The 15,698-nt window shown below is 70.2% G+C and carries 11 protein-coding genes; 3 read left to right on the forward strand and 8 right to left on the reverse strand.

Annotation, left to right across the window (positions count from 1 at the left end):
• Positions 1-92: 92 nt before the first annotated feature.
• Complete coding sequence (locus BLW14_RS24245) at positions 93-743, forward strand: ANTAR domain-containing response regulator (protein ID WP_018518762.1); 651 nt, start codon at positions 93-95, stop codon at positions 741-743.
• 64 nt (positions 744-807) lie between these two features.
• Here BLW14_RS24245 and BLW14_RS24250 read toward each other — a convergent pair whose 3' ends face one another.
• From BLW14_RS24250 to BLW14_RS24280, 7 genes are all read right to left on the reverse strand, one after another.
• Positions 808-1,524 carry an ABC transporter ATP-binding protein gene (locus BLW14_RS24250; RefSeq protein WP_093709295.1) on the reverse strand — a complete coding sequence of 239 codons (717 nt, stop codon included), beginning with the start codon at positions 1,522-1,524 and terminating at the stop codon, positions 808-810.
• Positions 1,521-2,402 carry an ABC transporter ATP-binding protein gene (locus BLW14_RS24255; RefSeq protein ID WP_093709296.1) on the reverse strand — a complete coding sequence of 294 codons (882 nt, stop codon included), beginning with the start codon at positions 2,400-2,402 and terminating at the stop codon, positions 1,521-1,523. The genes BLW14_RS24250 and BLW14_RS24255 overlap by 4 nt, the downstream gene beginning before the upstream one ends.
• 4 nt (positions 2,403-2,406) lie before the next feature.
• Positions 2,407-4,185: a branched-chain amino acid ABC transporter permease gene (locus BLW14_RS24260; protein WP_093709297.1), complete on the reverse strand. Its 1,779-nt coding sequence runs from the start codon at positions 4,183-4,185 to the stop codon at positions 2,407-2,409.
• Between the two features lie 5 nt (positions 4,186-4,190).
• Positions 4,191-5,120, reverse strand: coding sequence for a branched-chain amino acid ABC transporter permease (locus tag BLW14_RS24265; RefSeq protein ID WP_093709298.1), 930 nt, complete (start codon positions 5,118-5,120; stop codon positions 4,191-4,193).
• A gap of 99 nt (positions 5,121-5,219) precedes the next feature.
• Positions 5,220-6,437: a branched-chain amino acid ABC transporter substrate-binding protein gene (locus BLW14_RS24270; protein WP_093709299.1), complete on the reverse strand. Its 1,218-nt coding sequence runs from the start codon at positions 6,435-6,437 to the stop codon at positions 5,220-5,222.
• A gap of 644 nt (positions 6,438-7,081) precedes the next feature.
• Positions 7,082-7,552, reverse strand: coding sequence for a PaaI family thioesterase (locus BLW14_RS24275; protein WP_093709300.1), 471 nt, complete (start codon positions 7,550-7,552; stop codon positions 7,082-7,084).
• Positions 7,553-7,618: 66 nt separating this feature from the next.
• Complete coding sequence (locus tag BLW14_RS24280) at positions 7,619-9,892, reverse strand: FdhF/YdeP family oxidoreductase (RefSeq protein WP_093709301.1); 2,274 nt, start codon at positions 9,890-9,892, stop codon at positions 7,619-7,621.
• A gap of 213 nt (positions 9,893-10,105) precedes the next feature.
• On the opposite strand from BLW14_RS24280, the gene polA reads away from it, so the two are divergent.
• The gene (gene polA / locus BLW14_RS24285; RefSeq protein ID WP_093709302.1) at positions 10,106-12,817 is read left to right on the forward strand and encodes a DNA polymerase I; all 2,712 of its coding nucleotides are present in this window, start codon (positions 10,106-10,108) and stop codon (positions 12,815-12,817) included.
• On the opposite strand, the gene BLW14_RS24290 is transcribed toward polA, so the two are convergent.
• Entirely contained in the window at positions 12,803-13,684 is an 882-nt protein-coding gene (locus tag BLW14_RS24290; protein ID WP_093709303.1) for a DUF4184 family protein, read from the reverse strand. The genes polA and BLW14_RS24290 overlap by 15 nt on opposite strands.
• Positions 13,685-13,907: 223 nt before the next feature.
• On the opposite strand from BLW14_RS24290, the gene BLW14_RS24295 reads away from it, so the two are divergent.
• Positions 13,908-15,647, forward strand: coding sequence for a lytic transglycosylase domain-containing protein (locus BLW14_RS24295; RefSeq protein ID WP_177154084.1), 1,740 nt, complete (start codon positions 13,908-13,910; stop codon positions 15,645-15,647).
• Positions 15,648-15,698 lie beyond the last annotated feature (51 nt).

Raw genomic sequence — 15,698 nt, forward strand, 5'->3', positions numbered from 1 at the left:
GGATCAAAGGCTAGCCCAGACCCGCTGTGACTCAAACATACAGGAGCTAGGTAGGCTCAGGTAGCAGCACCTGCCCTGAATCAAGGAGCCCCGTGACCACCCCCGAGTCGCCCCAGCCCGTCGCCGACGACGACAAGTCGCACGTCCCGCCGCTGACGACCCGCGTCGTCATCGCCGAGGACGAGGCGCTCATCCGCCTCGACCTCAAAGAGATGCTCGAAGAAGAGGGCTACTCCGTCGTTGGCGAGGCCGGGGACGGGCAGCAGGCCGTCGAGCTGGCTCGGGAGCACAAGCCTGACCTGGTGATCCTCGACGTGAAGATGCCCGTCCTCGACGGGATCTCCGCCGCCGAGAAGATCGCGGAGGAGTCCATCGCGCCGGTCCTCATGCTCACCGCGTTCTCGCAGCGCGACCTCGTGGAGCGGGCCCGGGACGCCGGGGCGATGGCTTACCTCGTGAAGCCGTTCAGCAAGAGCGACGTCGTACCGGCGATCGAGATGGCCGTGTCGCGGTTCTCCGAGCTGAAGGCTTTGGAGAACGAGGTCGCCGACCTCGCGCAGCGGCTGGAGACGCGGAAGCTGGTGGACCGGGCGAAGAGCATTCTGCAGACGGACTACGGGCTGTCCGAGCCGGAGGCGTTCCGGTGGATCCAGAAGACGTCGATGGACCGCCGGCTGTCGATGCAGCAGCTCGCCGAGGCCCTGATCGCGGACGCCGAGGAGAAGAAGAAGGCCGCCGAGTAGGCCCCGTAAAGCAGAGGAAAGGCCCGCGCCGTGATGGCGCGGGCCTTTCTCGTGCGCGTACGGGTCAGTCCTCGCCCAGGTACGCCTTGCGGACGGACTCGTCGTGGAGGAGGTCCGATCCGGTGCCGGAGAGGACGATCTTGCCGATCTCCATGACGTGGCCCTGGTCGGCCAGGGACAGCGCGGCCTGGGCGTTCTGCTCGACCAGGAGGATCGTCGTGCCGGAGGCGCGGAGTTCGACGATGGTCTCCATGATCTTCTGCATCATGATCGGGGAGAGCCCCATGGAGGGTTCGTCGAGCATGAGCAGCTTGGGCTGGGACATCATCGCCCTGCCCATGGCGAGCATCTGCTGTTCGCCGCCGGAGAGGGTTCCGGCGGCCTGCTTTCGGCGTTCCCCGAGGATGGGGAAGAGGTCGTAGGCGCGCTGGACGTCCTTCTCGATGCCGGCCTTGTCGTTGCGGAGGTAGGCGCCGAGGAGGAGGTTCTCCGTGATCGTCAGCCGGGGGAAGATGTGGCGGCCCTCGGGGGAGTGGGCGAGGCCCAGGGAGACGATCTTGTGTGCGGGGATGTTGGTGAGGGGTTTGCCCTCGAAGAGGATGCGGCCGGCGAGGGGTTTGAGAAGCCCGGAGAGGGTGCGCAGGGTGGTGGTCTTGCCGGCGCCGTTGGTGCCGATGAGGGTGACCACCTGGCCGGCTTCGACGGTGAACGAGATGCCCTTGACGGCTTCGATCTTGCCGTAGGCGACGCGGAGGTCCTCGACCTCCAGCAGGGCGGTCATCGGTTGTCCTCCTCTTCCGTGCTGGTGGTGGTGGCGGCGCTTGCTTCGGCCTTCTCGACCTCGGCGACCTCGTCGGCGCCGGGGGCGCCTTCGAAGGGGGTGCCGAGGTAGGCGGCGATGACGCGTTCGTCGCTCTGGACTTCGGACGCGGTGCCTTCGACGAGTTTCTCGCCCTGGACGAGGCAGGCGACGCGGTCGCAGAGGTTGAAGATGAAGCGCATGTCGTGCTCGATGACGAGGACGGCGATGCCTTGGTCCCGGATGGCGAAGATGAGTTCTTCGGTGACGCGGGTTTCCTGGGGGTTCATGCCGGCGGTGGGCTCGTCGAGGAGGAGGAGTCCGGGGTCGCTGGCGAGTGCGCGGGCGATTTCCAGCTTGCGCTGGTCTCCGTAGGGGAGGTTGCGCGCGAGGTGGTCGGCCTTGTCCTGGAGGCCGATGAACTCCAGGAGTTCCATGGCGCGTTCGCGGCTGGCGTTTTCGGCCTTGCTGTAGCCGGGGAGGCGGAGCAGGGCGGACCAGAGGCCTTCCTTGGTCCTGGTGTGGCGTCCGACGAGGACGTTTTCCAGGACGGTCATGTTGGCGAAGAGCCGGATGTTCTGGAAGGTGCGGGCGATGCCGGCCTTGGTGACGAGGTGGGGCTTGGGAGGCAGGACGGTGCCTTTGTAGCTGACCTTGCCCTCGGTGGGGACGTAGAGGCCGGTGAGGCAGTTGAAGAAGGTGGTCTTGCCTGCGCCGTTGGGGCCGATGAGGCCGACGATCTCGCCTGCGTTGACCTGGAGGTCGACGTTGCGGACGGCGGTGAGGCCGCCGAAGCGCATGGTGACGCCGCTGGCGTCCAGGACGGTCGTCCTGGCGGCGGTTTCGGTGGTGGTGGTCATGGTGTTACGCCCCCGCCTTGGCGATGCCGGCGTCCGTTTCGTCGGACTTCCGGGGTGTGGGCACGTCGAGCTGGTCGTTCTCGTGGAATTCGAGCTGCTTCCTGCGGTCGGCGACGAGGCCCTCGGGGCGGAAGCGCATGAGGAGGACGAGTGCGATGCCGAAGAGGAAGAGCTGGTAGTCCTGCATGAACTGCAGCTTGGCCGGGATGAGGTAGAGCAGTGCGGCGCCGACGAAGGGTCCGCTGAGGGTTCCCATGCCGCCGAGGATGACGGCGGCGAGGAGGAATGCGGAGTTCGGGGGCACGGAGCCGGCGAACTGGTACTGCTCGGGCGTCACGGTGTAGTTGACGTGTGCCTGTACGGTGCCGGCGAGGCCGGCGAGTGTGGCGCCGAGGGCGAAGGCGAGCAGTTTGAGCCGGAAGGCGTTGATGCCCATGGCGGTGGCGGCGGTTTCGTCCTCGCGGATGGCGACCCAGGCGCGGCCGATGCGGGATTCTCCGGAGCGGCGGAAGACGAGGACGACGACGGCGGTGAAGACGAGCATCAGCAGGTAGTAGTTGGCGGGCCTGCTGAGGGTGAAGGGTCCGACGTCGTGGCTGAGGGCGAAGTCGATCCCGAAGAGGTTGAGGTCGGGGATGCTGGGGATGCCCTGTGAGCCGTTGGTGAGGTCGGGGCCGCTGTTGCCGTTGAGGGCGTTGACGGTGACGCGGAAGATCTCTCCGAAGCCGAGGGTGACGATGGCGAGGTAGTCGCCGCGCAGCCGCAGGGTCGGGGCGCCGATGAGGACGCCGAAGATCATCGAGACGACCGCTCCGGTGAGGACGGCGGCCCAGAAGGGGAATTTGACGCCGATCGCGGAGAGGGGTGCGCCGGAGACGAGTGCGGCGGTGTAGGCGCCGACGCCGAGGAAGGCGACGTAGCCGAGGTCGAGGAGGCCGGCGAGGCCGACGACGACGTTGAGGCCCAGGGCGACGGTGGCGAAGATGAGGATGTTGACGCCGATGAGGGCGTATTCCGCGGTGTCCTGGGTGAAGGGGAAGCAGAGTGCGGCGACGAGGGCTGCCGCGAGGGTGACGTTGCGGTGCTTGGCGGTCAGCGCGGTGAGCCGGGCGATGAGTCCGGCGCGGGTGAGTGCGGTGAAGGCGAAGGCCGCGGTGATGAGGAAGCCGATGAACTGTTCGGAGTCCTCGGTGGGGATGTCGATGCCGTAGGTGAAGACGTACAGCCCGAGGCCGAAGGCGACGGCGATGATGATGATCTCGGCCCAGCCCGGGAGGGCCTTGGCGCGGGGCGCCGAGGGGGCGGCGAGGCTGTTGCGGAAGCGCTGCCAGGCGTTCGGCGTGGGGCCGTCGGTGGTGAGCGGGACGTCGTAGGGGAGGGCGAGGGAGGCGATGACGGCGACGAGTGCGCCGATGCCGCTGACCCAGGCTCCGGGTTCGAGGTTGACGACGCCGCCGAGCTCGTAGGAGATGGCGCCCATGGCGTAGCCGGTGGTGCCGAGGGTGGCGAGGGCGAGGAGGCGGACGGGGCTGTTGGTGCCGGCGGGGGTGAGCCAGCGCAGTCCGGGGATGCCGTAGCCGGTGAGGGCGAAGAGCAGGGTGAGGATCGCGCCGGTGAGGGTGAGGACCTGGAGGCCGCCGGGGTAGCCGGTGACGGTGAGGTCGCCGGGGAATTCGGAGGTCCAGGTCCAGGGGAGGAGGGTGCCGGCGAGGGCGGCCGCGGCGCCGGTGAGGGTGGCGATGCGGGCTGCGGGTGCGGGGAGCGGGAGGAGTGCGGTGGTCATCCGTATCACGCCCTGTCCGCGACGCGTTCGCCGAGCAGGCCCTGCGGGCGCAGTAGGAGGACGATGATGAGGAGGGCGAAGGCCCATACGTCCTTCCAGGCGCCGCCGCCGAAGAGTTCCATGCCGGGGACGTCGCTCATGTAGCCGGTGGCGAGGGATTCGGCGACGCCGAGGACGACTCCGCCGAGCATGGCGCCGTAGATGTTGCCGATGCCGCCGAGGACGGCGGCGGTGAAGGCTTTGAGGCCCATGAGGAAGCCCATGCGGAAGCCGATCTGGCCGTTCTTGAGCCCGTAGGCGACGGCGGCGACGGCGGCGAACGCGGCACCGATGGCGAAGGCCATGACGATGATGCGGTCGGTGTTGATGCCCATGAGCTTGGCGGTGTCGGGGTCCTGTGAGGTGGCCTGCATGCCGCGGCCGGCGCGGGTCTTGGAGACGAAGAGCCCGAGGGCGATCATGCAGACGGGGGCGGAGATGAGGACGAAGAGGTCACCGCGCTGGACGTGGGCGCCGAGGATGTTGAAGGCGTCGCCCTTGAACTGGGGGAAGGGGTGGTCCTTGGTGGCGTCGGGGTACCACTTCCAGATGGCCTGCTGGAGTGCGAGGGAGAGTCCGATCGCGGTGATCAGCGGGGCGAGCCGGGGGGCGTTGCGCAGCGGCCGGTAGGCGAAGCGTTCGGCGGCGACGCTGACGGCGACGGAGCATATGACGCCGCCGATGATCATGAGGGGGACGATTGCGAGGAGGTTGGCGCCGGCCGGCATCCAGAGGGACACGGTGAGAGCTCCGAAGCCTCCGATCATGAAGATCTCGCCGTGGGCGAAGTTGATGAGCTGGATGATTCCGTAGACCATCGTGTAGCCGATCGCGATGAGTCCGTACATCGCGCCGAGGATGAGTCCATTGGCCAGCTGTTGCGGCAGTTCGTGCACCGCAGGGCCTCCGTGGAGTGGTTCGGATATGGCACCGCGCGGGAGTGCTCGTAGCGCTCCCGCGCGGTCTGGGGTGTTCGGGTGGGGCCGGGGAGCGTGTTACGGCTTGTAGGCCTCGCTGAGCTTGGAGACCCACTTGCCGCCGTCGACCTGGTAGGCGGTCATCATGGTGTTGGTGGTGTCGCCGTACTGGTCGAAGGAGACGGGGCCGGTGACGCCGTCGAACTTGACCTTGCTCATGGCGTCGAGGACCTTGGCGCGGGCGTCGTCGGGGAGCTTGCCGTCGTTGTCGGCGACGGCGAGCTTGACGGCCTCGATGATGGCCCAGGTGGCGTCGTAGGTGCCGCCCCCGTAGGCCTCGTAGGCGTCCTTGTAGCCGGCGGTCTTGTAGTCCGCGATGAACTTCTTGGCGGAGTCGAGTTCCTCGACGGGCTTGCCGACGGAGGTGGCGATGTCGCCCTGGGCCTTCTTGTTGAGCTTGATGAAGTCGGCGCTGTACATGCCGTCGCCGCCCATGAGGGGGATCTTGACGCTGTCCTTGAGCTGCTGGCTCAGGGGGGCGCCGGCGGGGTACTCGCCGCCGTAGTAGACGGCCTTGGCGCCGGACTTCTTGACCTTGGTGACGACGGCGTTGAAGTCGCGGTCGTCGGGGTTGACGTGGTCGGAGCCCACGATCTTGCCGCCGAGGCCGGTGAAGGTGGCCTTGAAGGAGGCCGCGAGACCGGCGCCGTAGGGCTTCTGGTCGTCGATGAGGTAGACCTGCTTGATCTTCGCGTTGTTGTAGAGGTACTTCGCGGCGAAGGCGCCCTGGATCTGGTCCGTGGTGGCGGTGCGGAAGTAGGTCTTGAAGGGGCGCTTCTTGTCGCCGGTCTTCCAGTTGTCGCCCTGGGTCAGCTCGGTGCCGGTGTTGGCGGGGGAGACCTGGGTGAGGCCGGCGTCGTTGAGCGGCTTCTGCATCGACTGGGCGACGCCGGAGTTCAGCGGGCCGACGACGCCGAGGACCTTCTTGTTGTCGATGAACTTCGTGGCGTTCTGCTGGCCGACGGAGGGCTGGGCCTGGTCGTCGAGCGGCTGGACCTCGAAGGTGATGCCGGGGACCGTCTTGTTCTTGTTCGCTGTTTTGGCGGCGAGGTCGGCGGAGTTCTTGATGCCGAGGCCTAGGGCGGAGAGGTCACCGGTGAGCGGTGCGTCGACGCCGATGACGACGGTCGTGTTGGAGCTGCCGCTGTTGCCGTCGCTCTTGTTGTCGTCGTCGCGCGACCCGCAGGCGGTGAGTGTCAGTGCACCGGTGGTGAGCACTGTGGTGAGGATGAGCAAAGAACGGTGTCGCACGAAAGGTCCTTTCCCTGGCGCGGCCTCCTCGCTTGAGGTGCCGTGTCGTTCGCCGGGCCGTACTGGGTTGGTACAGGGCCGTGCAGCAGACGCGCCCGGCGGCGCGGTGACTGGCCGTGACTCTAAGGGCAGTGGTGGGGGTCGGGAGTGGTGGCGGCCAAGGATGTGACTGTCTTGTTATGCCCTTGAGCAAGGCTTGAGGTGGCTGGGCGGACATGTGCGGCTTTTTACCGGACTGTGAAGTGACCGCAATGTGAGAACGCGCAGCTCTGCTAAGGGGCTTGGGGTGATCTTGGTGCTGTCGCCCGGCGGGGGGCCCGTGGGGGTGCCGGGGGGCATGCCGGGGGGCCCGGTGGCTGCGCGGCCGGGCTCGTCGTGTCGCGGCGGGGTGTTCCGCCCCCGGTGGCGACTACGCAGGGTTACGTGGGCGGGGGTGCGGCGACGCGGTGTGGTGGTGGGTCGGGTGAGGTGTGGCAGCTGAGTGGGCCATGGAACGGGGCGCGGGGTCAAGGGGGTTGATGGCGTGTGGCGTTCAATTTCCTTGATCGGCAAGGTGGTTGTGCCCGGATATGGTGCTGCCCGGCCGTTCTGGGTCACGGCCGGGCAGGGGTGGCGGGGGTGGTGCTGGGTCAGGCGGCTTCGGGTGCGGGGGCGTCGCGCAGGAGGCAGGTGAGGCGGGCGGTGCAGACCCGCTTGTCGTGTTCGTCGGTGAGGACGATCTCGTACGTGGCGGTGGAGCGGCCGCGGTGTACGGGGGTGGCGACGCCGGTGATGAGGCCGCTTCGTACCCCTCGGTGATGGGTGCAGTTCAGGTCGACGCCGACGGCGACCTTGGAGGGGCCGCCGTGCAGCATGGAGCCGACGGAGCCGAGGGTCTCGGCGAGGACGGCGGAGGCGCCGCCGTGCAGGAGGCCGTAGGGCTGGGTGTTGCCCTCGACGGGCATGGTGCCGACGACGCGCTCGGCGGAGGCTTCGAGGATGCGGACGCCCATGCGTTCCCCGAGGTGGCCGGCGGAGAAGAGGGCGGGCAGGTCGACGCCGAGTGCGGCGTACTCGTCGATGATCTCCTGGGGGAACTGGGGTGCGGTGTGCTCGCCCATGGGTCCGCCTTTCGTCTCTGTGCGGTGCTCGTACGAGTCGTTCTTATCAGACGGCTGAGCGGGCGCTTAGCCCGCGGGCTCGAAGCGCACCACGACGGACTTGGAGGCGGGGGTGTTGCTGGTGTCGGCGGTGGAGTCGAGGGGGACCAGCACGTTGGTCTCCGGGTAGTACGCGGCGGCACAGCCCCGGGCGGTGGGGTAGTGGACGACGCGGAAGCCGGGGGCGCGGCGTTCGACACCGTCCTTCCACTCGCTGACGAGGTCGGTGTAGGAGCCGTCGGCGAGGCCGAGCGCGGTGGCGTCGTCGGGGTGTACGAGGACGACGCGGCGGCCGCCCTTGATGCCCCGGTAGCGGTCGTCGAGGCCGTAGATGGTGGTGTTGTACTGGTCGTGGGAGCGCAGGGTCTGGAGGAGCAGCCGGCCCTCGGGCAGCTCGGGGAACTCGACCGGCGCGGCGGTGAAGTTGGCCTTGCCGGTGGTGGTGGGGAAGCGGCGGGAGTCGCGGGGGCCGTGCGGGAGGGTGAAGCCGCCGGGGTGGGCGATGCGGGCGTTGAAGTTCTCGAAGCCGGGGACGACGCGGGAGATGTGGTCGCGGATGGTCGCGTAGTCCTTCTCGAACTCCTCCCAGGGCGTGGTGGATCCGGGCCCGAGGACGCTGCGGGCGAGGCGGGCGACGATGGCGGGTTCGGAGAGCAGGTGGGGGCTCGCGGGGGTGAGGTTGCCGCGCGAGGCGTGGACCTTGCTCATGGAGTCCTCGACGGTGACGAACTGCTTGCCGCCCGCCTGGACGTCCTTGTCGGTTCGGCCGAGGGTGGGCAGGATCAGGGCGCGGGCGCCGGTGACGGCGTGGGAGCGGTTGAGCTTGGTGGAGACGTGGACGGTCAGGCGCGCGTTGCGCATGGCGGCCTCGGTGACGTCGGTGTCGGGGGTGGCGGCGACGAAGTTGCCGCCCATGGCGAGGAAGACCTTGGCGTCGCCGTCGCGCAGGGCGCGGATCGCGCGGACCACGTCGTAGCCGTGGTGGCGCGGTGAGGTGATCCCGAACTCCTTGTCGAGGGCGTCGAGGAAGGCGGGCGCGGGGCGTTCGAAGATGCCCATGGTGCGGTCGCCCTGGACGTTGGAGTGGCCGCGCACGGGGCAGACGCCGGCGCCGGGGCGGCCGATGTTGCCGCGCAGCAGGAGGAAGTTGACGACCTCGCGGATGGTGGGTACCGAGTGCTTGTGCTGGGTGAGGCCCATGGCCCAGCAGACGACGGTGCGCTGTGAGGCGAGGACCATCGCCAGGGCCTCTTCGACGGCGGCGCGGTCGAGTCCGGTCGCGGTGAGCGTCTCGTCCCAGTCTGCCTCGGCCGCGGCGGCGGCGAACTCCTCGTAGCCGTGGGTGTGTTCGGCGACGAACGTCTCGTCGACGGCGCCCTCGGTCTCCAGGATCAGCTTGTTCAGGAGGCGGAAGAGGGCCTGGTCGCCGCCGATGCGGATCTGGAGGAACAGGTCGTTGAGGGCGGTGCCCTTGAGCATGCCGTGCGGGGTCTGCGGGTTCTTGAAGCGTTCGAGACCGGCCTCGGGCAGCGGGTTCACCGAGATGATCTTCGCGCCGGCGGACTTGGCCTGCTCCAGGGCGGAGAGCATCCGGGGGTGGTTGGTGCCCGGGTTCTGCCCGGCGATGATGATCAGGTCGGCGTGGTGGAGGTCCTCCAGGGACACCGAGCCCTTGCCGACGCCGATCGTTTCGGTGAGCGCGGAGCCCGAGGACTCGTGGCACATGTTGGAGCAGTCGGGCAGGTTGTTGGTGCCGAATTCGCGGGCGAAGAGCTGGAGGAGGAACGCGGCCTCGTTGCTGGTGCGCCCCGAGGTGTAGAAGACGGCCTCGTCGGGGGAGGCGAGCGCGCCGAGTTCCTCGGCGATGATCTCGAAGGCCCTCTCCCAGGTCACCGCCTCGTACCGGTCGGCGCCCTCGGGCAGGTACACGGGCTGGGTGATACGGCCCTGCTGGCCGAGCCAGTAGCCGCTGCGCCCGGCGAGGTCGGAGACGGGGTGCGCGGCGAAGAAGTCCGGGGTCACCCGGCGCAGCGTGGCCTCCTCGGCGACGGCTTTCGCGCCGTTCTCGCAGAACTCGGCGGTGTGCCGCTTGTCGCCCTCGGGCCAGGCGCAGCCGGGGCAGTCGAAGCCGTCCTTCTGGTTGACCTTGAGGAGGGTCTGCGCGGTGCGGCGCAGCCCCATCTGCTGCCTCGCGACGCGCAGGCTGTGGGCGACGGCGGGCAGCCCGGCGGCGGAGTGCTGGGCCGGTCCGACCCGGGGGGCGTCCTGGACGGGGTCTCCTGCGGGCGGCTTGCTGGCCATGGTGCTCCCCTTCGAGCCGGCTGCGGGGCCCCGGGAGGTCTCTCGCGGGTCCGCCGTGTGTGTTTCCTTCTCCCTCCGATCCTGGCACGCGGTCCGGGCCGGGTGCCCGGCCAGGGCCTGTACGGCCGGTCCACGGGGATCCGCCGGACGGGCCCCGGGCGTCGCGGGCGGCGGCCGGTCCGGATTGTCAGTGGTACGTGGCAGGATCGGGGTGTGGCTGAGACGGCATCGAAGAAGACGGCAGACAACCGACCGCGCCTGCTCCTCATGGACGGGCACTCCCTGGCGTACCGGGCGTTCTTCGCCCTGCCCGCGGAGAATTTCACGACGGCGGTGGGCCAGCCGACGAACGCCGTGTACGGCTTCATGTCGATGCTGGCGAACACTCTGCGTGACGAGGCGCCGACGCACTTCGCGGTGGCGTTCGACGTGTCCCGCAAGACGTGGCGTGCGCAGGAGTTCCCGGAGTACAAGGCGAACCGGTCGAAGACCCCCGACGAGTTCAAGGGCCAGGTCGAGCTGATCGGCGAGCTGCTGGACGCGATGCACGCGGACCGGTTCGCGGTCGACGGCTTCGAGGCGGACGATGTCATCGCGACGCTGGCCACGCAGGCCGAGGAGGCCGGCTTCGAGGTCCTGATCGTCACCGGCGACCGCGATTCGTTCCAGCTGATCACGGACAACGTGACCGTGCTCTACCCCACCAAGGGTGTTTCCGAGCTGACCCGGTTCACGCCGGAGAAGGTCGTCGAGAAGTACGGCCTCACCCCCCGGCAGTATCCGGACTTCGCGGCGCTGCGCGGTGACCCGTCGGACAACCTTCCGAGCATCCCCAAGGTCGGTGAGAAGACCGCCGCGAAGTGGATCAACCAGTTCGGTTCGTTCGACGAGCTGATCGCGCGGGCCGACGAGGTCAAGGGCGTCGCCGGGCAGAACCTCCGCGACCACCTGGACGCGGTGAAGCTGAACCGCGTGCTGACCGAGATGGTCCGGGACGTGGAGCTGCCGAAGGCCCCGGCCGAGCTTGAGCGCGCCCCCTACGACCGTACGGCGGTCACGGGCATCCTCGACATACTGGAGATCCGCAACCCGAGCCTGCGTGAGCGGCTGCTCGCGGTGGACCCGGGCGCCGCGGAGGCCGAGCCGCCCGCGCCCGCAGCCGGGATCGAGCTGGACGGTGCCGTGCTCGGTACCGGTGAGGTCGGCCCGTGGCTGGAGGAGCACGGCGCGCAGCCGCTCGGCGTCATGACGGTCGACACCTGGTCGCTCGGGGTGGGCACGGTCACCGAGGTCGCGCTGGCCGCCGCCGACGGTTCCGCCGCCTGGCTGGACCCGGCGCAGCTGGACGAGGCCGACGAGCGGGCGTTCTCCGCGTGGGTGGCGGACCCGGCCCGGCCCAAGGTCATGCACAACGCGAAGAGCGCGATGCGGGTCTTCCCGGAGCACGGCTGGCACCTCGAAGGCGTCACGATGGACACGGCGCTCGCCGCGTACCTGGTGAAGCCGGGCCGGAGGTCCTTCGCGCTGGACGCCCTGGCCGTGGAGTACCTGGGCCGGGAGCTGGCGCCGGCCGCTGCGGCGGACGGGCAGCTGGCCTTCGGCGCGGACGACCGGGCGGAGGCCGACGCGCTGATGGCGCAGGCCCGCGCGATCCTGGACCTCGGTGACGCGTTCACGGAGCGGCTGAAGGAGGTCGGCGCGGCCGGGCTGCTGCACGACATGGAGCTGCCGACGTCGATCCTGCTGGCCCGCCTGGAGCGGCACGGCATCGCGGCGGACCGGGCCCATCTGGAGGGTATGGAGCAGCAGTTCGCCGGGGCCGTCCAGCAGGCGGTGAAGGAGGCGCACGCGTCGGTGGGCCGGGAGTTCAACCTCGGTTCGCCCAAGCAGCTCCAGGAGGTCCTGTTCGGCGAGCTGGGCCTGCCGAAGACGAAGAAGACCAAGACCGGCTACACGACGGACGCGGACGCGCTGGCCTGGCTGGCCGCCCAGACGGAGCACGAGCTGCCCGTCCTCATGCTCCGCCACCGCGAGCAGGCGAAGTTGCGGGTCACGGTCGAGGGCCTGGTGAAGTCGATCGCGGCGGACGGCCGCATCCACACCACGTTCAACCAGACGGTCGCGGCGACCGGCCGGCTCTCGTCGACCGACCCGAATCTGCAGAACATCCCCGTCCGCACGGACGAGGGCCGGGCGATCCGCCGCGGCTTCGTCGTCGGCGAGGGCTTCGAGACGCTGATGACGGCCGACTACAGCCAGATCGAACTGCGCGTGATGGCCCACCTCTCCGAGGACGCGGGCCTGATCGAGGCGTTCACCTCCGGCGAGGACCTGCACACCACGGTCGCCTCGCAGGTCTTCGGCGTCGACAAGTCCGCGGTCGACCCGGAGATGCGCCGCAAGATCAAGGCCATGAGCTACGGCCTGGCATACGGGCTCTCCGCGTTCGGCCTCTCGCAGCAGCTGAACATCGAGGCGGGCGAGGCGCGCGGCCTGATGGACACCTACTTCGAGCGGTTCGGCGGGGTCCGGGACTACCTGCGCCGCGTGGTCGAGGAGGCCAGGGCCACCGGGTACACGGAGACGATCTTCGGCCGCCGCCGCTACCTCCCGGACCTGAACAGCGACAACCGCCAGCGCCGCGAGACCGCGGAGCGGATGGCGCTCAACGCCCCGATCCAGGGCACCGCCGCCGACATCGTCAAGGTCGCCATGCTCCACGTGGACCGGGCGCTGCGCGAGGCGGAGCTGAAGTCGCGGATGCTGCTCCAGGTGCACGACGAAATCGTGCTGGAGATCGCCGCGGGCGAGCGCGAGCGGGTCGAGAGCGTCCTGCGCCACGAGATGTCCACGGCGGTGCGGTTGCGCGCCCCCCTGGACGTGTCGGTCGGCGTCGGCGGCGACTGGGAGTCAGCGGCCCACTGACCGCTTCCGGCCGGGGCCCGGTTCTTCGGACAGGCCCCGGCCGGCCGGGACCCGGCCCGCGGTGGTCAGCCGCACCGCCGCCGCGTACAGCAGGAGCCCGGCCGCGAGTCCGGCGCCCGCGCCGAAGCAGGCCGTCGGGATGATGTCCAGCGGCGTGTCGATGTGCCCGAAGTACGCGTACCAGCGGGCGCACCGGTGGGCGACGCCCAGCAGCACGCACAGCCCGATCGCGGCGAGCGCCCACCGCCGGGTGCGCCGCTCCAGGACCGGCACGGATTCGGGGACCGGCCGCTCCCCGGTCCGCCGCAGACCCGACACCGTGAACCGGGCGAGCAGCAGCAGGGCCGGGGCCGAGGTGCCGTACTGGACGAGCGTGAAGACGGGGAGCCCGCCCACGCTGCCGTCGAGCCCCGGCACCAGCCGTACGCCCCAGCGGTCGTGGTGCGTGAAGGCGTCCCACACGACATGGGAGGCGGACCCGATGACCGCCGACACCGCGAACCACGCCACGTCTCGGGCGCGAAGTGCCCACCGCTCGGCGGCTGCTGCGGGCCGCCCGCCCCGCAGCCAGGTGTGCACGCGCCCCCGCCACCGCCGGGGCAGCAGCCCCACCAGCGGGTCGCGGAGCAGCAGCCAGAGCGCGAGCGCCAGGGCCGTGATCAGGACGTCCACGGTGAACACGCCCCACACCGCGTGGGTGACCTCGCCGAACTCCATGGCACCCGGGACCACCGAGTCCGCGTAGTACGTCAGGTCGGGGGCGAACGACCCGGCGACCAGGGCGGAGGCGAGCAGCGGACCGCGGCCCGCGCCGTCGCGCCGTATCCCCGGGAGCACGGCGGCGGCATGGCTGAGCGTGAAGGGCATGCGGGCAGTATGCGTGACCCGGCGGGGCAGACGCGGGGTGGCCCAGGGGGCAGGAAGGTCCGTCACGGGAATGTCCGCGCGTGGACAACTTGTGTTCAGGAAGGTGAGAAAGCGGTAAGAACCGGCCCAACCGCTGTGTGCGGGCCGGAAGAGTTGCCGTAGGGTCGCCTGAGTCCAGGCGCAGGGGAGCGCCGACAGCGACGAGGGGGAGGGCCCACACGTCATGGCAGCGCAATTCGGTCGCCGACTGTACAGAGGAGCGGCCACCACCGCCGTGGCGGCCGCCGCCGTGGCGGCACTCTCCGCCTCGCAGGCCCCGGGGTCCCCGCTGGTCGCGGCGGACGGCGAGCACGCGTCCACCGGTGCGGCGACCCCCGCCGAACAGGGCGGCGGCGGTGGCGGTGTCTCCGGCGACTCGCCGTACTACACGGACCTGCCCCCGCTGAACACGCCGGACAAGCCCGGCAGTTCGGCCGAGCTCCCGGTGACCGGCCCCGCCGAGTCCGGGATTCCCGCCTCCGTCCTGGCGGCGTACAAGAAGGCCGAGCGGACCGTCGCGGGCACGGACGCGGCCTGCCGGCTGCCGTGGCAGCTGCTCGCCGCGATCGGCAAGGTCGAGTCCGGGCAGGCCCGCGGCGGCCGGGTCGACGCGCAGGGCACCACGCTCTCCCCGATCCTCGGCCCCGCCCTCGACGGCAACGGCTTCGCCCTGATCAAGGACACCGACAACGGCGTCTACGACGGCGACCGGACGCACGACCGGGCGGTCGGCCCGATGCAGTTCATCCCGTCGACCTGGGCGGTCTGGGGCCAGGACGGCAACGGCGACGGCCGCAAGGACCCCAACAACGTGTACGACGCCGCGCTGGCCGCCGGACACTACCTCTGCGCCGGCTCCCGCGACCTGTCGACCGCCACCGACCTGGACCGGGCGGTCCTCAGCTACAACCACTCCGACGTGTATCTGCGTACGGTCCGCTCCTGGTTCACGTACTACAACCGCGGCACGCACGAGGTCCCCGACGGCACCGGCGTCCTGCCGACCGGCCCCACCAGCCGCAACCCGGGCTCCGCCCGTCCCAGCGGCGGCCCGTCGGCGACGCCGTCCCCGACGCCCTCGCCGTCGAAGACCCCGAAGCCGGGCGGGACCCCGAAGCCGGGCGGTTCCACGAAGCCCACGAACCCCTCGAAGCCGAGCCCCGAGCCGTCCAAGCCGGGCGACCCCGGCAAGCCCCCGACGACGACCCCGACACCCGAGCCCAGCCCGTCGGAGTCCGTGACCGAGCTGAAGAACACCGGCACCGGCACGCTGACCGCCACGGCCGGCGGCACGTTCGACGGGGACATCAAGGTGCGGGCGGGCGACGCCGACGGCGACCCGGTCGCCAAGGCGTCGGTGACCTTCACCGTCACCGGGGACACCGACACGAGGTTCGGCGGCGGCGCCAAGTCCGTCACGGTGAAGACCGCCGCCGACGGCACGGCCTCCGCCCCGCTCCTCCACGCGGGCGAGAAGACCGGCGAGTTCACCGTGCGGGCGACAGTCGACGGCACCTCGGTCGCCACGAGCTTCAAGGCGACCGTCACCGCCCGCCAGGCCGACGCCCTCACCCGGACCGGCACCACCGAGCTGACCGCCGTCGCCGGCCAGACGTTCGACGACATCACGGTCGCCGCCACCTACAAGGGCGAGGCCGCCGCCAAGGTCGCCGTCACCGCCACCATGATCACCGACGGCGACGAGCCGGCCGAGAACGACAAGGGCCCGTACTGCACGGACGACGACGGCAACCCCGTCCGCAGCATCGTGCTCACCACCGAGCCCGACGGCAGCCTCAAGCTCCCGAAGTTCTACGCCGACGGCCCCGCCGGTACGTACAAGCTCCGCCTCACCGCCGAGGGCGGCGCCACCCTCGTCATCGAGCTGACCGTCGAGGAGCGCCCGGACCCCGCCGCCTCCTGACACCACGCCGACAGCCCCTCCGCCGGTCCCCGGCGCGGGGGCTGTCGCGTG

The sequence above is a fragment of the Streptomyces sp. 2131.1 genome (genome assembly GCF_900105515.1).
Taxonomy (GTDB): domain Bacteria; phylum Actinomycetota; class Actinomycetes; order Streptomycetales; family Streptomycetaceae; genus Streptomyces; species Streptomyces drozdowiczii.